This is a genomic window from Litoribacter ruber, from assembly GCF_018449405.1.
Taxonomy (GTDB): domain Bacteria; phylum Bacteroidota; class Bacteroidia; order Cytophagales; family Cyclobacteriaceae; genus Litoribacter; species Litoribacter ruber.
In genome coordinates, this window is record NZ_JAHCMY010000007.1 from 66,976 (window position 1) to 85,314 (window position 18,339).

Consider the following 18,339-nt stretch of genomic DNA (forward strand, 5'->3'; position numbering starts at 1 on the left):
TATTAAGATACATCTTAGGATTTTAATTTAAAACTTTTATTGTGGACATTTGCCTTATCCTTCAAAAGAAACCCGCTTAAAATTGGACAACAAGAGCATTATCAAAAAACTGAAGTTGACCATTCAGTTGATGGAACTTCACGAAGAAAACCCATTCAAAATCAGGAGCTATCAGTCGGCAGTCAACACCATAGACCGGGGGGAGATCAGCCTGGTGGAGCTGGATCAGGATGAACTGCAAAAGATCAACGGAATCGGCAAGAGCATCGCCGAGGTCATCCGTTCCCTAATCAAAAGCGGCACTTTCCCCTTGTTGGAGGAATTATTATCCAACACTCCAGAAGGGCTTTTGGAAGTAATGCAGCTCAAAGGGTTGGGGCCTAAAAAAATCAAAACGCTTTGGAAAGAGCTTGGCATCACTTCCACCCATGAACTGATGGAGGCCTGCCAATCCGGTCAAGTGGCAGGTCTCAAAGGTTTTGGACAGAAAACGCAGGATACCATCATCGCTGCATTGGAATTCCAAGCTTCAAATGTGGGAAAATTTCTCTACGCCGAAATTGAGGAAACTTCGGCCGGTTTGGATAAATTGCTCAAGGAAAGATTTGGAGAAAACAATGTGGTTCAAGTGGGGGAATATGCCAGAAACCATGAAATCATCAGTGATCTGGAGTGGTTAATAATTAGCGAAGATAGACCGGCTACGCATAAGCAAATAAACAGTATAGAAGGGCTTGTCCAAAACCGAAAACTCTCCTCCCCTTACACCTGGGTAGGCCAACTAACCAGTCCCGAAATCACCTTAAGGTTCCGACTCTGCACTGAAAACGCCTTGGTTTCTGAATTCCTGATCAGAACTTCCAGCCCAGAGCATCTTAACCTGCCGATTACCGACACGGAGACCATGGCGCACCTTTATAGGAAGAAACCTTATTCCTCTCCACAAGAGGCGTATGAGGAAGCGGGAATGCAATATATTCCCACAGAGCTCCGTGAGGGATACTTCGAAGTAGAAGCAGCCAAGGAAAACAAACTGCCCAAGCTGGTCGAAAATGGCGACCTCAAAGGAATTCTCCACAACCACAGTAGCTACAGTGATGGCAAGCACTCACTTCGGGAAATGGCTGAACAATGCCGTGACCTCGGCTATGAGTATCTTGGCATCTCCGACCACAGTCAGACAGCTGTGTATGCAGGCGGATTGGATGTGGCCAAAATTGAGAGGCAACACCAAGAAATCGACGAATTGAATAAGGAATTGGCTCCCTTCAAGATTTTTAAAGGCATTGAAAGTGACATCCTGGGAGATGGTAGCCTGGATTACCCAGATGAGGTATTAGCCAAGTTTGATTTCATTGTTTCCTCTATCCACAGCGTCCTTAACATGGACACCAAAAAGGCTACAGCCCGCTTGCTGAAAGCGATTCAAAACCCATACACCACGATTTTGGGTCATCCTACGGGGAGACTCCTGCTCAGAAGGGACGGCTATCCTATAGACCATAAAACCATCATTGATGCCTGCGCAAAATACAACGTAGCCATTGAGATCAATGCCAACCCCTGGCGGCTCGACTTGGATTGGAGATGGGTCCACTATGCGCTGACGCAAAACGTGAAAATTGCCATCAATCCAGATTCCCACGACAAAAACACCTACAACCATATGCACTATGGCGTGTTGGTAGGTAGAAAAGGTGGCCTTTCAAAGGATATGACCTTAAACGCCCTGAATAAAGAGGAGATGGAAGCCTATTTTGAAAACAGGAAATCCAAAATCAAACAATAATCACCCTATCCGAGAGTAAATGAGATATTTTGATAAAAACGAAACGCTACTTTTAAAAAGGTCTTTTGCTATTGGCCTGGTTGGGATAGTGCTTTGTTTAGTGCCCCTGTACCAAAACTACAGCCCATTCGCATCCAACAACCTCATCAACATTGTTCATGGGGTAGGACTTGCCGCTCAAATGTTTGCATTGAGTATCGCCGTATTGGTGCTGCGCAAAAGAAAAATTGAAACCAGTGTGAAAGAGAAAGCCCAAAAGATGACTTTAATCCTGGCTGTATCGATCATGTTTTTCATTTTAGCCGTCTGATGAATAAAATACTATTTATTTCCGCCCTCCTAATTTCTTTTCTTTCTGGATGTCAAAAGAATTATGAATTCACTTGGAAAGAGGGTGATATTCTATTTCAAGATGGGGATTGCGGGGATTTCTGCGAAGCGATTCGAAAAGTCACCAATGGATATGATGGAAGGGATTTTTCCCATAATGGCCTTCTCATCCTTGAAAATGGAGACTGGTATGTGATCGAGGCCATTTCACAAGGGGTTTCCAAGACTCCCCTGTTTGAATTCCTCGACCGCCACACCGATGAGGCCGGACAACCAAGGGTGGTCGTTGGGCGGGTAATTGATGAATATAAATACCTCATCCCCACTGCCATCAATGTCGCCAGTACCTTGATTGGCAAACCCTATGATTCTGCCTTTGACCTTAACAATGACGCTTATTATTGTTCTGAGCTGATCCATATGTCCTTCCAAAAAGCTAACCTCGGAACTCCAATTTTTGAAATCCAACCCATGACCTTCAAGGATCCAGATACGGGGGAAACTTTTGGAATTTGGGAGAAATATTTTCAGGATTTGGGCATGGAAATACCGGAGGGTGAGCTGGGCCTCAACCCCGGCGGCATGTCCCTTGACCCAGCCATCCGGATAGTCCATGAGTTTTAATCAAAGACCCCAAGGCCACGGATTTTCAATATTTTAACAAATTTTGTATCGTTTTTGCATAGTTACTGAAATAAACCAATTTCAGTAAATATGAGATTTAAATTGAAAATGCTTGCCATGGCAGCCATGGTATTTGCCAGCTCAAAATTGATGGCTCAGGACACCTATCTCCAAATTGGGGGTGGTTTTGCACTTCCCACCTCCAGTAGCGCAATCGGTGATTTCACTACTCTTGGACCAGACGGTAGTATCACAAGTATTGAAGCTGTAAACAACAAATTGGGGGGAGGAATACCCATTACGGTTAGAGCTGGTTATATGATCACACCAAATGTGGGGGCCGACATCGGCTTCAACTATTTAATAGGAAATAAAGTCTCGATATCAGAATTAAGGGCTGGAAATGATATCTTAGCTGTATCGGGGCATACACGCCAGGCTAGGATCAATCCAGCAATTGTATTTTCAACAGGCAGCGATCAGATATTGAGTGCTTACTCAAGACTTGGCTTGGTTTTACCAGTCGGCGGTGTCACTTCTCTGGAATACCGCGTTCCAGCATCCTTATCCACCAGTGGCAACTCCATATTGGAGGTGGAAGAGGTCAGAGGCCAGTTCACTGTAGGCTTCTCAGGTACTCTAGGTGCTGAATACGAAGTCTACGACAGGCTGAAGTTATTTGGGGAATTGGAAGCTATACATTTAGCTGTACCAAGAAGGATCTCCGAAACAACCACCTTTAGGGTTGGAGGCCAAGATGGTTTGGATGCCCTTCCCACTTATTCAAGAGAAACCAATTACGTCACCGAACTGAATTCCTCCAGCAATAATGCTGATTTCAATCCAAACGTGGACCAAAACAGACCCATGGATGAGCTGGTCACTACCACGTTTTTCAACAGTATCGGGATGAATTTTGGAATCAGGTACAGGCTATTTTAGTCCACAATATAAATTAGAAAGGCAATCCTTCCGGGTTGCCTTTTTTTATGGGCAAAAAAAAAGAGCCTTATCCAAGACTCTTTCTTTTCTCTCTAATGCTCAAAAAATCAGACTTTTTTCACATTGATGGCATTAGGACCTTTTTTACCTTCTTTGAGGTCAAAAGATACTTTGTCATTCTGAGCGATCTTGTCTACAAGCCCAGTCGCGTGCACGAAAATGTCACTTTGAGATTGGTCATCAATGATAAAACCGAACCCCTTTGAATCGTTGTAAAATTTAATTGTTCCAGTAAGCATAATGTAATTTTAAAATATGTGGTTAAATGAATAATAAATGTAAAAATTTATGTTAAATTATGCAAAAAAATATATAAGAAAAACTTTTATGAAGCGATTTTTAATCTGCCGACACGCCAAATCCTCTTGGGACAAACCCTTTTTGGCGGACCATAAACGGCCTCTCGCGCCTAGAGGCTTAAGAAATGCCAAAGACATGGCCCAAAAACTGGTAGCGAAAAAAATTTTCCCAGATATGATAATTTCCTCCGATGCCGAGCGGGCTAAGCACACCGCAGAGATATTTGCCGATATACTTGGGATTGGTAAAAATCACTTTAAGCTGACCTCCGAGCTCTATCATGCTTCCCCCACGGAAATCCTCAAATATATCAGGAAAACACCCAACACTGTGGATACACTTTTCATCTTTGGCCACAACCCAGGGTTGACCGATTTGGTGGTGGAGCTGGGCGAGGACCTGGAAAACCTACCTACGACAGGGGTCTTCGGTTTCACTTTCAACGTGGAAGACTGGGGAGATGTCGGTAAAAAAAATGCTAAATTCTGGATGCACGATTATCCCAAAAACCCGGAAGCTCAAAATTGACGGACATCCTGCAACACTTCTTTAAAGTTATCCCGATTATCAATTAGGTATTTGACCTTTTCCGCAACCTCCTCCGGACTGGCTAGTTCTTCATTCTCCTTGAAACCTCTAAATGCCTCCACACGGCTGAACTCCTCGGCTTTGGCACTGCGGATATCCTGTTGCATACCAGTATCGATAATGCCGGGTGAAAGGGCGTAAAATTTGATCCCCCAATTGCTCATCTCACTTTCTTCCTCGGCGATCTCCGTATAGCGGTTCAAAGCCGCCTTACTGCTCGAGTATCCCGACCAGCCATCTATGTTTTTGGCTGCGGCTCCTGAGCTAATATTCACCACTGTCTTCCTTGAAGGAGAATCTTTATAACGCTTGACAAATTCATTCATTAAGATTGCAGGAGCTACGGTATTGATCTGGTGAATTTGGGAAATGGCATCAGCAGATAAATTCCCAAAATGCCTTATCTCCCCTATCCATCCCGCATTGTTGACTAAAACTAAATTGTCAAAATCCCCTCTTGGAAAGATCTTATCCAAGTTACTTTTAACCATTTGCAAGTCAGACAGGTCAATTTTGAGATTTTCAAAGTTGGCAAAACCCAAGGTCAGCCCAGTTCTGGAAACCCCAACAACCCTATTTCGGCCATCCTGACAATACAGCGCTGTCAACGCTTTTCCCAGCCCTTGGCTGCAACCGGTAATGATGATGAGATTTTCCATAATTAAAAAAGCCTGCCCGTTAAAAGGGCAGGCGAGATTAGTTTTAAAGTATATACTGTGAAAGGTCCCTGTTTTGAACCAGCTGGCTCAATCTGTCGGTGACCATATCCTTGGTGATCATGATTTTTGAATTTGCCTCGATAGTGTCCGGCACATCAAAAAGGAAATCGTTAAGCAAATGGCTCATCACGGTATGTAACCTCCTTGCTCCAATATTTTCAACCTCTTCGTTGATTTTAAAGGCCAATCGGGCAATCTCATCAATGGCTTCATCCGCAAAGTCCAAATAAACCTCTTCAGCTTCAAACAAGGCTTTATACTGCTTTGTCAAGGCATTTTTTGGCTCCTTCAATATCATCTGGAAATCTCCCTGGGTCAGGCTGTTCAATTCCACCCTGATTGGAAATCGGCCCTGCAATTCAGGAATCAAATCCGAGGGTTTGCTCACATGAAAGGCGCCCGCAGCGATGAAAAGGATATGGTCTGTGTTGATCACCCCATACTTGGTGGAAACGGAGCTTCCCTCCACAATTGGCAAAAGGTCACGCTGCACCCCTTCTCGGCTTACATCCGGCCCACCGCTACCTTTTCCACTTTTGGAGGCAATCTTATCGATCTCATCAATAAAGATGATTCCGTTGTTTTCAGCCAATTGGATAGCCTCTTCCTTCACCTCATCAAAGTCGATCAACTTGGAAGCTTCCTCCTCCATCAGCACTTTTCTGGCTTCGGCAATGGTCAGCTTTCTTTTCTTGGTCTTCTTAGGCATCATGCCGCTGATCATGTCCTGCAGACCGGCCATGCTGGCATCATCCATCATACCATTGCCAATCATCCCCACTCCTACGGGAGAGGATTGCTTGACATTGATTTCAATCTTTCTTTCTTCAAGTTCGCCGTTTTTGAGCTTTTCTCTAAATCTCTCCCTTGTTTTTTCATTCAGCTCATTTTCAGAAGCTGTGTCAGGATTGAAATCATTTTCGCTGCTGGATGACTTGGCCAATGAAGGACTTTTCACTGGAGGGATCAGGATATCCAAAATAATGTCCTCTACGATCACTGAGGCCTTCTCCTTCACTTCCTCATTCTTTTTGGTTTTCACCAAGTGAACCGCCTGCTCCACCACATCACGGACCATGCTCTCCACGTCTCGGCCCACATAGCCCACTTCTGTAAACTTGGAGGCCTCCACTTTTGTAAATGGTGCGTTGGCGATCTTTGCCAACCTTCGGGCAATCTCAGTCTTACCCACACCAGTAGAGCCAATCATCAGAATGTTGTTCGGCACAATGTCCTTCTGAAGGTCAGACTTGACCATAAGCCGTCTGATCCTATTTCTTAAGGCAATCGCAACATTCCTTTTGGCATTTTGCTGGCCAATAATATATTTATCTAATTCCGCAACAATCTGTCTTGGCGTTAAATCCTTTATTTTATCCATAATATTGGGTTCATTTTTTCACCTCCATGAGGTATGTACAAAGGGATATCCTAAGGCTTCCCTTTAAAACTCACTTAAACTCTGGTTTCCAGGGTTTCTCTTTCCTTGTCAAAAGAAAAAACGATCTGGTCCTTCACCTTTTCCTCCAATAGCGCCACTTTCAATACCTCATCCACATTGTCGACAAAGTGAAACTGAAGCCCTTCGAGATAGTTTTTGTCTATTTCATCAATATCCCTTTGGTTTTTCTTGCAAAGGATAATCTCCGTAATCCCTGATCTTTTGGCAGCAAGGATCTTTTCCTTTATGCCACCTACCGGCATCACTTTACCTCTTAGGGTAATCTCTCCAGTCATGGCAACTTTTGCCTTCACTTTTCTTTGGGTGTAAAGGGAAGCAAGGGCCGTCATCATGGTGATACCTGCGGAAGGGCCATCCTTCGGCACTGCTCCGGCAGGCACGTGGATGTGTAGATCATATTGATCAAAAATCCTGTGGTCGATCCCCAGCTTTTCAGCTTTTGATTTCAAATATGAAATAGCCGTCATGGCAGACTCCTTCATCACATCTCCCAGCTGACCGGAAAGGGTAAGCTTGCCCTTTCCTTTGCTCAAGGAGCTTTCGATAAACAAGATCTCACCACCTACAGAAGTCCAGGCCAAGCCCGTCACCACACCGGCGACGCTGTTGTCTTGGTAGATTTCCTTATCAAAAATCTCACCGCCGAGTATCTCCCTTACCAAGGCAGGTGTAATTCGCTTGGAATACTCCTCCTCCATAGCAATGGATTTGGCTACATTCCTAACCACCTTGCCGATATTTCTTTCCAGGTTCCTTACCCCGGATTCACGGGTATAATCCTCAACAATTTTGATCACGGCCTTATTATCAAAGGTGATGTCCTTTCCTTTCAACCCATGCTCTTTTCTCTGCTTTGGGATCAGGTGTTTTTTGGCTATCTCCACTTTTTCTTCAAGGGTATAACCCGTCACCTCAATGATTTCCATCCGGTCCCTAAGTGCCGGCTGAATTGAATCCAATGAGTTGGCTGTGGCGATGAAGAGAACCTTGCTGAGGTCATAATCCACTTCCAGGTAGTTGTCGGTGAAAGCGTTGTTCTGCTCCGGATCCAAGACCTCCAAAAATGCCGAGGATGGATCTCCCCTAAAGTCGGAGGAAAGCTTGTCGATCTCATCCAATACATACACGGGATTGGAAGACTTGGCCTTCTTCATGTTCTGGATGATCTTGCCGGGCATGGCGCCGACATAGGTTTTCCTATGCCCACGGATTTCGGCTTCATCGTGCAGACCGCCCAGTGACATTCGGATATATTTTCTGCCCAATGCCTTTGCTATTGACTTGCCTAATGAGGTTTTACCCACGCCTGGAGGTCCGTAAAGGCAAAGAATGGGTCCCTTGAGGTCATTTTTTAGTTTCAATACAGCTAAGTACTCGATGATTCTTTCCTTGACCTTTTCCAAGCCATGGTGGTCCTTATCCAATATAGTCCTAGCCCTCTTGAGGTCAAAATTATCCTCCGTAAACTCGTTCCAAGGCAGCTCTACCATCAGTTCTGCATAATTCAAAGCAATGGGATATTCAGCAGCCTGTGGGTTGATGCGGAGAATCTTGTCCAGCTCCTTTTCGAAATGTTTGGCCACTTCTTTAGGCCATTTTTTCTTTTTGCCTTTCAGGCGAAGCTCCTCCACTTCCTTTTCAGGTCCCTCTTCTCCCAGCTCAGTCTGAAGCACCTTCATCTGCTGACGCAGGAAATAGTCCCGCTGCTGCTGGTCAATGTCGGTATGCACCTTTTTGTGGATCTCACTTTTGAGCTCCAGCATCTGGATGTCCTTCATCATAAACTCCAACAGCAGGGTAGCCCGCTCTATGCCATCGTTGATTTCCAGCAGTCGCTGCTTGGACTCCACGGCAGCGTTGATGTTGGAAGATAGGAAATGGGTAAGGAACGGGGTGTTGTCAATATTTTCAAGCGCCACCTGGGCTTCTCTTGGGATCTCCGGGTTTAAGTCCAAAATTTTAGCCGCAGCATCCTTCAGGGATTCCTCGAGGGCCTCAATTTTTTTATTACCCTCCGGAAAAGTCTCCTCCAGGTAATTTACTTTGGCCATGAAATAAGGATCCTCGGTCACCTGTTCGGTGATCTCAAACCTCTTTTTACCCTGAATGATGATGGTGGTATTCCCATCCGGCAACACGATCATTTTGATGATCTTGGCCAGGGTCCCCACCTGATAAATATCCTCCCAAGAAGGATCATCCACATTGGGGTTGATTTGGGCACAAACACCTATTAATTTATCTCCCTTTTGGGCCTTTTTGACTAATTTGATGGACCGCTGCCTTCCCACAGTAATGGGAATAACTACGCCAGGAAAAAGTACTGTATTTCTAACCGACAGGATAGGAATCTCATCAGAGAAATCTTCCTGAGAGACCAGTTCTTCGGACTCATCATCCGTGATAAGCTGAATCAAATCTCCCTCTCCGGCAAAATCTCCTAACATAAGCGATCGGTAAAATTGGTTTTCGAATTTATTCATATAAAAGACAAACTGACAGTTTTTACTGCCATGTATAATGTGTAAATGCTATGTAATTCCCGATTAGGGCATTTCCCCTATAAAACTCAATGGATATGCCAATGTTATAATAAACACAAATTGGCAGTAAATGGCCAAAATACTGACTCAAGAGCTGCTTCAAAAAAATAATTATATAAAAAAAATGAGCTGAAGTAAGGCTTCAACTCATTTTTATTTTTCAAAGTTTATAGGAATTTACCAACCGGTAAAAATCTTCAGAATATCGTTTCCAATAGCGAAAACCATCAGGGCCAAAAGCAGCACCATTCCCACTTTCTGCGCATTTTCCAGAAACCTTTCAGAGGGTGATTGACCGGAGATCATTTCATACAAAAGGAATACGACGTGCCCGCCATCTAAGGCAGGAATCGGCAGGAGATTCATAAAGGCCAAAATCATGGAAATCAATCCAGTGATACCCCAAAACTTACCCCAATCCCAAGTATTGCCGTAAATTTTGGCCATCCCGATAGGTCCGCTCACGTTTCTTGCAGAAACCTCTCCGGTAAACATCCTACCTAAAGCTTTCGCGTTGATGATTACCGCGCTAAATGCTCTTTCGGTGCCTTTAGGGATGGATTCCAAAAACGAATACTTTTCTCTGACTGGCTCCAATAGTGGATTAAAATATACGCCAATAGTGCCATCAGATTTTACCGAGCCACTTAATGTAATCAGCTCTCCTCCACGATCGATTGTGAAATTCGCCTCTCCTGAAGAAAGATTTTGGAGAGCACTGGAAATTTCATTGAAATAAACGACTTCTTGATCATTAATCGCAACTATTCTATCCTTTGGTTTGACACCCATTTGGTCGGCTGGGCTTCCTTTGACCACATCTCCGACTTCCATTGGATAACGCAAGGAGATAAAGTTGGAGAGTGCATCTTCATTAGAGAAGGAATTGATGAAACCTCTTGGGATCTCTACTCGCACTTCCTGCCCATCACGCAAAACAGTATAATATCCCCCGCTGCTCAACAAAGCCTCTCCACTGCTCAGATCATCAAATCGCTTATATGGCTGTCCGTTGATGTCCAATACAATATCGCCATCTTGGAAACCGATTTCCTCACCAATGGCACGGGCCTCTATACCGTGCTCCAAAACCTGGTCGCGGGAATAGAAGGTGTCTCCTCGATCATAAATCAGGAAAGTAAAGATCACAATACCCGTAATCACATTCACAATGATACCACCCAGCATCACGATAAGCCGCTGCCAGGCTGGCTTGGCACGAAACTCCCAAGGTTGGGGTTCGGAATCAAGTTGATCGGTATCCATGGATTCATCGACCATCCCTGAGATCTTCACAAAGCCCCCAAGTGGGATTGCTCCGATGGAATACTCAGTTTCGCCGTACTTAAAACCTATGATCTTTGGGGGAAAGCCAATGGAGAATTTCTCAACCCGCATCCCAAACATCTTTGCCGTGAGCAAGTGACCCAACTCATGCAATCCTACCAAAATAGACAGCCCCAGTAATAACTGGGCCGCCATGATCAATGTATCCATTATTTATACTTTACTCTTGATTAATTCTTCAGTTTTTATTCTTGACGTTTTGTCAGTGGCGACAAAATCTTCCAAAGTTGGATTTTTAACAAAGTCCACCGCATGTAAAGTTTCCTCAATCAAATCCGACATTTCCAAAAAGCCCACTTCGTTTTTCAAAAAAGCTGCAACCACAATCTCATTGGCGGCATTCAGCACACAGGGAGCGTTTCCGCCCTTTTCCATGGCGTCGTAGGCAAGCTGTAAGTTCCTGAATGTCTTCAAGTCCGGTTGCTCAAACGTAAGGTTTGGATATTGCAGAAAATCAAACCTCGGAAATGTAGAGTCAAATCTATCGGGGTAACTCAATGCGAATTGTATGGGGATACGCATATCGGGCAGCCCGAGTTGCGCTTTTATTGATCCATCCCGAAATTGGACCAAAGAATGTACTATAGATTGCGGGTGTACGACTACTTCAATCTGCTCGGCCTTGAGCCCAAAAAGCCACTTGGCTTCGATCACTTCCAGCCCCTTGTTCATCATGGAAGCCGAGTCAATCGTGATTTTGGCGCCCATGTCCCAATTGGGATGCTTGAGCGCCTGTTCCTTGGTCACATACTTGAGAAACTCCCTATCTCTTCCCCTAAAAGGCCCGCCTGAGGCCGTTAAGATGATTTTTTCTATAGGGTTGTGAAATTCACCAACCAGGCATTGGAAAATGGCGCTGTGCTCGGAATCCACAGGGTAGATATTCACCCCTTTCTCCATAGCCATTTTGGTGATCATCTCTCCTGCCACCACCAAGGTCTCCTTGTTGGCCAAGGCAATGTTCTTCCCGGCTTCTATAGCCTTGATGGTTGGCATCAGACCTGAATATCCCACCAGCGCGGTAAGTACTACATCGATGCTGTCCATTTCCACCACTTGAGCCAGGGCACCGTTACCTGCGTAAACTTTTATATCATGACTGAACAAAGCCTCCTTTACCTCATCATACAACTGCTCATTGGCAATCACCACGGCATTTGGCTGGAATTTTATCGCTTGTTCAATTAGGAGTGTTGCATTGTTTTGGGCAGTTAGGACTTCTACCTCAAATTTATCCGGATGGCTTTCAATCACATCCAACGCTTGAGTTCCTATACTTCCCGTTGAGCCCAATATGGCTACTCTTTTCTTTTCTGACATGTAATTCTTAATCTCTCGGACTCAGTTGATTGCAGTTAAAATGGCATTTGCCAGCTAAAAGTTTTCCAATATGCCAACAAATTTACAAGGTTAAAAGACTTTTCCTGTGTTTTTTGACACTTTTTAACGGCAGGACACCGATTAGTAATTTATATTTGAAACCGAAAACAGGCCTAAAACTCTTTTTCCAAAAAGATAGCCAAGGCTTTTTCTTTTAGCGTATATGAAGGCAACATAAGGTATAATATTTATCGAGTCCGTTTATGAAAAGCATCAAAATAGTTGTGGTATCCTTTCTTTCCGGCATCGGGGGCGCCTGGTTTTTCAGCCAAGTTTCCCCTCAAGCAGAATTGCAGATCAATCACCCCATTGCAGAAAACTATTCCCAGCAGGTAAGCAAAACAGAACTATACGAACCGGCTAACTACAACCCTCCCGTATCCTTTGTGGAAGCTTCTGAAAGAAGCAAAAACTCGGTTGTTTTTATCAAAAACTTTTCGGGCTCAGACCCACGTCGAAACAGTATGTTCGATTACTTTTTCGGTACCGGCCCCACACAGCGGGTCAGCACCGGATCGGGGGTAATCATCAGCGGTGATGGCTATATTGTCACCAACAACCACGTGATCGACCGAGCAGAAACCATCGAGGTAGTGCACCAGAAAAGAACTTATAAAGCTAAACTTATCGGAACCGATAAAAACACAGACATCGCCGTACTTAAAATCGAAGCCGAAAACCTGCCAGCAATTGCACAGGGCAGCAGCCGGGAACTCCGAATCGGGGAATGGGTAATTGCCGTTGGCAACCCATTTAACCTTACTTCCACCGTAACTGCGGGGATTGTTTCCGCTAAAGAAAGGCAGATCAATATCCTAGGGGGTGATTTCCCGCTGGAATCCTTTATCCAAACCGACGCTCCTATCAACCCTGGCAACTCCGGAGGGGCATTGGTAAATACCAAGGGAGAACTTGTGGGTATCAATACCGCCATCCTCTCTAGGACGGGGTCCTACACAGGCTACGGCTTTGCAGTTCCGGTAGACATTGCCATCAAAGTGGCCAATGACCTGATCAAGTTTGGGGAAGTACAAAAAGCCCTGCCAGGAGTGGAAGTGGTGGAAATCACCCCTGAACTTGCCGAGGAAATGAACCTGCAGACCATGGATGGGGTGATCGTGACGCATGTGCAGCGAAACGGCGCCGCTGAAAGAGCCGGGCTGCGCAAAAATGATGTCATTTTCCAGATCGAAGACATCAACGTGAGTGGAAAGGGCAGCTTTGAGGAGGCCATCTCCTATTTCTATCCTGGCGACAAAATCAAATTCAATTACATCCGCGAAAACCGAAGAAACTCTGCAAATGTCACCCTGCTGAACCTTGAGGGCGGGACCGGCGTGCTCAAAAGGGAATTTTACAGCTCCAACATCCTAGGGGGGCGACTGGAGGCAGTCAATACCATAGAACGGGACAGGCTTGATATTGACCATGGCATCAAGATAACTGGTATGACCAGGGGATACCTGCGTGAACTGGGTCTGGCCAATGGTTTCATCATCACCCATATCAACAAGGAGCCTGCAACAGATCCAACCGAAATCGGGGAATTCCTGGAAAAATACAGTGGCCGCCTACTTCTGGAAGGTGTTTCCCCTAATGGGCAGCGCTTCATGCAGTCCTACAACGTTCGGTGATCTAGTCCTTGAAAACCTCCGGTTGAGCCTCCCTCAAGCGAAGGTTTTTTTACACCTAATCAAGTCCTACACCAATGTTAAACCAGTGCTAAACCAGTGTTAAAACAGTCCGTTATTGGTTTAACTTTGGCTATAGATATATTTAATAATCGTTTATATCTGGTGTATTGTAATGCCAAACACCATGGAACCAGAACCAACTCCTTACTTTATATAGCTTGTACTGAAGGGCTACTTGTCCATGTGGTGAGGTGTGCCTATTTTAAAAAAGGCACTTTCTTGGTGACTTGTTTATAAATCCCTATTTTTATTGAAACCCTAAATGACTATGAAAACTCCCGTGGTAAACTGGCATAAAAGACTCCAAGACTATTCAGAAGCCCTTACAGAACTGAAGGATTATCTGGATGAATTGAAGCGCAAGGGTTTTTCGGAAAAGCTGGAGCATAAGATCATCCGATCTTTTGAACTGACCCATGAAATGGCCCTCAATACCATGATGGAATATTTCAGGGAACTCGGCCACACCGGAATTACTGGGCCCAGGGATCTCACTGTTGAGGCGTTTCATTCAGATTTGATCGATGATGGGGAAACTTGGCTGGAGATGATCATCGACAGGATCAAGGCCTCTCCTCTCTACAATGAAGATGTCAACAAGTCCTTAATGGAAAAGACATCAAAGAAATTTATCAACAACTTGGAAAACTTTGAGAGGAAGATGAAAAAAATCGAGGAGGAATCAAATTAACTTTCGAGCTCCATTTCAGCAAACCAAACCCACCTCTTCTCTACTTTTCCGCTTTCAAGTTTTACTGAGTAAGACTTTGGAACAACTGATGTAACTTTCGTAGCAAGTGGATTATTAAAAATGGGACCTTCATAGCAAAAGGAATGATACTCTCCATTTTCCCCACAGGGATCCACAAAAGATGGCAGGGATGTTAAAAAACTTTTATCCAGTGTCCGGCCAACCCATTCGAGTTCCACTTTTTCACCATCAGCAGCACAGATGATAGTTTTAAAACCTTGATATAAAAAGTCCTGAATAATCCGGTCGGTGCTTCTTCTCCACAAGGGAAATATCCCTTTGATAGATTCCTTTGATAACTGCTCTTCCCGGTAGTCCCGTAGGTCCTGCAGCATGATATCTCCGTAGGCAACATGGTGAACCCCTTCCGATTTGATTTTATCATAAAAAGCCCGCATCGCATTTTCATACGCATCATTGCTTGCACTGCTGGAAAAGAATATTTTTTCCAGGGGAATACCAATTGATTTGGCTTGCTCTTCTATGAGGTCCTCAGAAGTTCCATGCAGCCCCACCCTTTTCGTTTCATCATTAAATGTGGTATGCAGGCTTACAACCTCATACCGTTTGTCCCGGAGAAGCTTCCACAGTGCAAATGCACTGTCCTTTCCGCCGGACCAGCTTAAAGATACTTTAATGGGTTTATCGTTTTGGGTGTAGGGCATTAAATTCTATTCACTTGAAAGTCTAAACCTAGGTAAGTTTTACCGTGGAAACAAATGTTTATTCTTAATTGAAAATAATGGAAATACCCAGGCATTCCTAGATATTTCCTCAAATGAACCTCAATAATTGAAGAGCAATTGACTCGGAATAATTCCTGCCTGGATGGAGTCTTGCAAAACTCCTTCGGGACTAAATCGAATTACCCAACCCGATGAGGCGAAATCTCTAGGATCTGTCCCGTAAAGCATCCCATCGTTAGGGTTATAGGCAAAGCCATAAAAACTTCTATTAAGGAGAACTTCACCCTGGCTTAGTTCCCCTTCCATTTGCAGTTTTCGGACATGTCCATCATACGTGAAATACAATTCATCCCCCGCGGAATTTATTCTTAACCTACTCGGTTGGGAAAACTCGCTTTCAAAATCCAAAACCTCTTCAATCGAATAATTGGATCCGTTGATTTTAAGCAACTGACCAGGCGTCTCCAGCCCGCTCCAATCTGACTTGTACCTGCCCCCACAGAGCACCCAAATATTGCCGCTTCTATCAGACACTAAGCTGTTTGGATTGTCGCCCACTGTGATGGTCTGGGTCACCTCATCGTTTTGGGTATTAATAATACTGATGCTATTTGCGCTGGAGAAGCCACCGGAATTCAATACGATCAAATCATTGCCATTTAAAAGCATTTCTTTAGGGCCGGTGCCTACCGTAATTCTTTTTGAGACCGTATAATCCTGAAGGTTGATCACCGCTACTTCGGTACCGGTTCCAGACTCACCCCAAAGCGACACATACCCTTTTTGCTCATTCAGTCCCAGAAAACCTTGGGGTTTCCCAATCTCCTCCACTATTCCTTCCAGTTCAAAATTATCCAGGTTTACCACATATAGACGGTTCATGTTGTCAACAGAAATGTATCCTTTATTCAAATGCCCATGAATAGACTGCACATAGATACCCAAATCCATGTCATTCACTTTGGAAAAAATATTTTGGGATTTATCTCCAGTAGAGGGATTGAAAAAAGTGATTTCGCCTGTATTGGTTTGGGTGTTGCCTTCATTCACCACAAAAATGCCTTCTCCAAATGGGACATTGCCATTTTCGATGATTTCGGCATCGTTGTTACAAGAACCAAGTGCAATTAGGGCACTGCACAAAAAGACAAATGAGATTTTAAAATTGGTTTTCATGAATTAAAATTTAAAATGGATATTAATATTATAATTTCTACCTGGCATGGGCCGCTGCCTTAGCACCTGGTATTCTGTATTAAGGACGTTGTGTACTTGAGCCTGAAATCTAAGCGCCTGTCCTAATAGCCGTCCCTCCCAAGAAGCGCCGAGGTCATACAGAGTGTATGAAGGAATATCTAAACTGTTGTCGGTAGTGACAAAATTTTCGTCTACATAAGTTTGAGCCGCAAAGAATCGTAAACCTTTCCATTTATAGCTCAATTGTATATTTCCCTTGTGAAGAGGGGTGTAGGGTAACTGTCGGCCGATGGTAGACTCATTGTCATCGGAGGAAATCTGGGCACGGGTATAGGCATAATTCAGGTCAAGCCCGACGGTTCCCTGTCCGACTTTTTGATTTGCCTCAAAAAAAGCCTCCACCCCCCGATTATTTACATTTCTTATATTTGATGGCGTCCAAAAATTACCCGTAGGCAACCATATGATCCAATTTTCAACCTTCATCCGGTAATAATTCACCCGGGTTTCCACCTGAGTGCTAGTACCTTCCCAATTGTGCACCAACCCAACTTCACTACTCCAACTATCCTCTGGCAACAAATCCGGATTTCCGCCGGGCTGCCAAAAACGGTCGTTGAGCGTGGGTACTTTGAAATTCCTGGAAATAGCGGTGTTGGCTGCAAGGTGGTGGGTTTCACTTTGAACAAAACTATAGGTCCCGCTTACTGAGGGCGTGAAGGGTGCCCAGTTGCCTTCATAGATAAGTTGGCGCATATTCACCGAAGAACTCAACCTCTCGGTGATCCGAAAACTGGAGCTATGATATGCCTCCAACCTATTGTCCATAGCATGGTAACTGCTCAGGTTTCCATCAATTAAGGTATACCTTAACCCACTTTTGGATTCCCAGCTATCGGAAACCTTTTTTTCATAATCCGTGGAGACAAGATACTGGGTCACCAAATTTCTGGAAGTCCGGTCAAATATCATTTCATCATGGATAACCCCTACTTTCACATTGAAAAGAGATTTTTCGCCATAAAGCAAATAATCCAGTGCCCATCGCAGATTCTGGTCTTTCTGAACCTCTAGTGCATTGGACCCCATCAAGGGTTGAAGTTCCCTGTCCGTTAAGTTCCACCAAAGACTGGTTTTGATTTGAGAATTGGCACCCAGGTTCCATCCCAGATCCTGATTGACCCCATATTGTTCCACTGCTGCATTGACCTGCCGCTCCATGGGCTGGCCTATCCTGGACCTGTTTCTGAAAGGGAAATCATTTTTGGCGGAGTTTCGATAAATAGAGGTCCGAAGAGCCAGTTTTTCTGTGGAATACCCATACTTTACTTGGCTGTTAAATCTCCCAAAACTCCCCGCCCCCTGTTGGATCTCCACTTGGTGGCCTTGATTGAATTGGAGTTCACTGTCCAGGTGTATGGATCCCCCGATGGCATCTGTCCCATAAAGGGCCGCTGATCCTCCAAAATGAATGGTAGCCTGGTCGATTCCATTGACCGGCACGATGGAAAAATCGGTTTGCCCCAAAGAAGGGCTATTGATGGGAAGGCCATTCCAAAAAACGGCTATGTGGCCAGCTGAGGCGCCACGCATCGTGACGGAGGCCAGCATTCCCGGCCCATATTGCCGCACAAAAATTCCCGTCCGCTTTTGAAGCATGGCACCCAAATCCTGCCCATGAAATTCCTGAAGGTGGTCCTTAGCCAATTTTTTGACGGTGTGACCCAGAGAATATTTAAGATAATCCGGGGCAAACACATCTACCCCCTCCAACGCAACAGTATCGGCGGAGAAATCCATCAACGCATCCTGCGCCCTGACCTGAGAGACATTTGCCAGCAATAAAAAGCAGGCTGCCAATACAACCTTGGTAAGTGTTTGGAAATACAATGCCTTTTGAATTAAATATGGAACAAAACCAAATATT

16 protein-coding genes are annotated in these 18,339 nt (G+C 44.6%); 7 read left to right on the top strand and 9 right to left on the bottom strand.

Going from position 1 to position 18,339, the window contains the following annotated elements; all coding sequences use genetic code 11:
• Positions 1 to 82 precede the first annotated feature (82 nt).
• The 4 genes from polX to KI659_RS12895 all read left to right on the top strand — a co-directional run bounded on the left by polX (position 83) and on the right by KI659_RS12895 (position 3,685).
• Positions 83 to 1,789: a DNA polymerase/3'-5' exonuclease PolX gene (gene polX, locus KI659_RS12880; RefSeq protein ID WP_213945769.1), complete on the top strand. Its 1,707-nt coding sequence runs from the start codon at positions 83 to 85 to the stop codon at positions 1,787 to 1,789.
• Between the two features lie 19 nt (positions 1,790 to 1,808).
• Complete coding sequence (locus KI659_RS12885) at positions 1,809 to 2,099, top strand: hypothetical protein (RefSeq protein WP_213945770.1); 291 nt, start codon at positions 1,809 to 1,811, stop codon at positions 2,097 to 2,099.
• Positions 2,099 to 2,743 (top strand): YiiX/YebB-like N1pC/P60 family cysteine hydrolase, encoded by a 645-nt coding sequence (locus KI659_RS12890; RefSeq protein WP_213945771.1) that lies wholly within the window; start codon positions 2,099 to 2,101, stop codon positions 2,741 to 2,743. Before KI659_RS12885 ends, KI659_RS12890 begins: the two co-directional genes overlap by 1 nt.
• 90 nt (positions 2,744 to 2,833) lie before the next feature.
• Positions 2,834 to 3,685, top strand: a complete 852-nt coding sequence (locus KI659_RS12895; RefSeq protein WP_213945772.1) for an outer membrane beta-barrel protein — start codon at positions 2,834 to 2,836, stop codon at positions 3,683 to 3,685.
• A 107-nt stretch (positions 3,686 to 3,792) separates the two neighbouring features.
• On the opposite strand, the gene KI659_RS12900 is transcribed toward KI659_RS12895, so the two are convergent.
• Entirely contained in the window at positions 3,793 to 3,984 is a 192-nt protein-coding gene (locus KI659_RS12900; RefSeq protein ID WP_213945773.1) for a cold-shock protein, read from the bottom strand.
• 88 nt (positions 3,985 to 4,072) lie between these two features.
• Between KI659_RS12900 and KI659_RS12905 the strand changes: the two genes are divergently transcribed.
• Positions 4,073 to 4,573: a SixA phosphatase family protein gene (locus tag KI659_RS12905; protein WP_213945774.1), complete on the top strand. Its 501-nt coding sequence runs from the start codon at positions 4,073 to 4,075 to the stop codon at positions 4,571 to 4,573.
• On the opposite strand, the gene KI659_RS12910 is transcribed toward KI659_RS12905, so the two are convergent.
• From KI659_RS12910 to KI659_RS12930, 5 genes are all read right to left on the bottom strand, one after another.
• A complete protein-coding gene (locus KI659_RS12910) occupies positions 4,564 to 5,292 on the bottom strand; it encodes an SDR family NAD(P)-dependent oxidoreductase (RefSeq protein WP_213945775.1) in 729 nt (242 codons plus the stop codon). The two genes, KI659_RS12905 and KI659_RS12910, sit on opposite strands and share 10 nt — an antisense overlap.
• A gap of 43 nt (positions 5,293 to 5,335) precedes the next feature.
• The gene (gene hslU, locus KI659_RS12915; RefSeq protein ID WP_213945776.1) at positions 5,336 to 6,733 is read right to left on the bottom strand and encodes an ATP-dependent protease ATPase subunit HslU; all 1,398 of its coding nucleotides are present in this window, start codon (positions 6,731 to 6,733) and stop codon (positions 5,336 to 5,338) included.
• A 74-nt stretch (positions 6,734 to 6,807) separates the two neighbouring features.
• Positions 6,808 to 9,297, bottom strand: coding sequence for an endopeptidase La (gene lon / locus KI659_RS12920; RefSeq protein WP_213945777.1), 2,490 nt, complete (start codon positions 9,295 to 9,297; stop codon positions 6,808 to 6,810).
• A gap of 237 nt (positions 9,298 to 9,534) precedes the next feature.
• Positions 9,535 to 10,854: an RIP metalloprotease RseP gene (gene rseP / locus KI659_RS12925; RefSeq protein ID WP_213945778.1), complete on the bottom strand. Its 1,320-nt coding sequence runs from the start codon at positions 10,852 to 10,854 to the stop codon at positions 9,535 to 9,537.
• 3 nt (positions 10,855 to 10,857) lie between these two features.
• On the bottom strand, positions 10,858 to 12,024 hold the full coding sequence (locus KI659_RS12930) for a 1-deoxy-D-xylulose-5-phosphate reductoisomerase (RefSeq protein ID WP_213945779.1): 1,167 nt from the start codon (positions 12,022 to 12,024) through the stop codon (positions 10,858 to 10,860).
• 263 nt (positions 12,025 to 12,287) lie between these two features.
• Here KI659_RS12930 and KI659_RS12935 point away from each other — a divergent pair, with 263 nt between their 5' ends.
• Complete coding sequence (locus KI659_RS12935) at positions 12,288 to 13,718, top strand: S1C family serine protease (protein ID WP_213945780.1); 1,431 nt, start codon at positions 12,288 to 12,290, stop codon at positions 13,716 to 13,718.
• A 328-nt stretch (positions 13,719 to 14,046) separates the two neighbouring features.
• The gene (locus KI659_RS12940) at positions 14,047 to 14,469 is read left to right on the top strand and encodes an HI0074 family nucleotidyltransferase substrate-binding subunit (RefSeq protein WP_213945781.1); all 423 of its coding nucleotides are present in this window, start codon (positions 14,047 to 14,049) and stop codon (positions 14,467 to 14,469) included.
• Here the strand turns inward: KI659_RS12940 and KI659_RS12945 are convergent.
• The 3 genes from KI659_RS12945 to KI659_RS12955 all read right to left on the bottom strand — a co-directional run bounded on the left by KI659_RS12945 (position 14,466) and on the right by KI659_RS12955 (position 18,302).
• Complete coding sequence (locus KI659_RS12945; RefSeq protein WP_213945782.1) at positions 14,466 to 15,194, bottom strand: Dph6-related ATP pyrophosphatase; 729 nt, start codon at positions 15,192 to 15,194, stop codon at positions 14,466 to 14,468. The two genes, KI659_RS12940 and KI659_RS12945, sit on opposite strands and share 4 nt — an antisense overlap.
• A gap of 120 nt (positions 15,195 to 15,314) precedes the next feature.
• Positions 15,315 to 16,391 (bottom strand): DUF5074 domain-containing protein, encoded by a 1,077-nt coding sequence (locus KI659_RS12950; protein ID WP_213945783.1) that lies wholly within the window; start codon positions 16,389 to 16,391, stop codon positions 15,315 to 15,317.
• 3 nt (positions 16,392 to 16,394) lie between these two features.
• Entirely contained in the window at positions 16,395 to 18,302 is a 1,908-nt protein-coding gene (locus KI659_RS12955; protein ID WP_246535405.1) for a TonB-dependent receptor, read from the bottom strand.
• Between the last annotated feature and the right edge of the window lie 37 nt (positions 18,303 to 18,339).

Bases quoted from the DNA above. Each gene is read 5' to 3' on its own strand.
- KI659_RS12885 (WP_213945770.1), top strand. From the start codon at position 1,809: ATGAGATATTTTGATAAAAACGAAACGCTACTTTTAAAAAGGTCTTTT.
- KI659_RS12890 (WP_213945771.1), top strand. From the start codon at position 2,099: ATGAATAAAATACTATTTATTTCCGCCCTCCTAATTTCTTTTCTTTCT.
- KI659_RS12895 (WP_213945772.1), top strand. From the start codon at position 2,834: ATGAGATTTAAATTGAAAATGCTTGCCATGGCAGCCATGGTATTTGCC.
- KI659_RS12900 (WP_213945773.1), bottom strand. From the start codon at position 3,984: ATGCTTACTGGAACAATTAAATTTTACAACGATTCAAAGGGGTTCGGT.
- KI659_RS12905 (WP_213945774.1), top strand. From the start codon at position 4,073: ATGAAGCGATTTTTAATCTGCCGACACGCCAAATCCTCTTGGGACAAA.
- KI659_RS12910 (WP_213945775.1), bottom strand. From the start codon at position 5,292: ATGGAAAATCTCATCATCATTACCGGTTGCAGCCAAGGGCTGGGAAAA.
- hslU (WP_213945776.1), bottom strand. From the start codon at position 6,733: ATGGATAAAATAAAGGATTTAACGCCAAGACAGATTGTTGCGGAATTA.
- lon (WP_213945777.1), bottom strand. From the start codon at position 9,297: ATGAATAAATTCGAAAACCAATTTTACCGATCGCTTATGTTAGGAGAT.
- rseP (WP_213945778.1), bottom strand. From the start codon at position 10,854: ATGGATACATTGATCATGGCGGCCCAGTTATTACTGGGGCTGTCTATT.
- KI659_RS12930 (WP_213945779.1), bottom strand. From the start codon at position 12,024: ATGTCAGAAAAGAAAAGAGTAGCCATATTGGGCTCAACGGGAAGTATA.
- KI659_RS12935 (WP_213945780.1), top strand. From the start codon at position 12,288: ATGAAAAGCATCAAAATAGTTGTGGTATCCTTTCTTTCCGGCATCGGG.
- KI659_RS12940 (WP_213945781.1), top strand. From the start codon at position 14,047: ATGAAAACTCCCGTGGTAAACTGGCATAAAAGACTCCAAGACTATTCA.
- KI659_RS12945 (WP_213945782.1), bottom strand. From the start codon at position 15,194: ATGCCCTACACCCAAAACGATAAACCCATTAAAGTATCTTTAAGCTGG.
- KI659_RS12950 (WP_213945783.1), bottom strand. From the start codon at position 16,391: ATGAAAACCAATTTTAAAATCTCATTTGTCTTTTTGTGCAGTGCCCTA.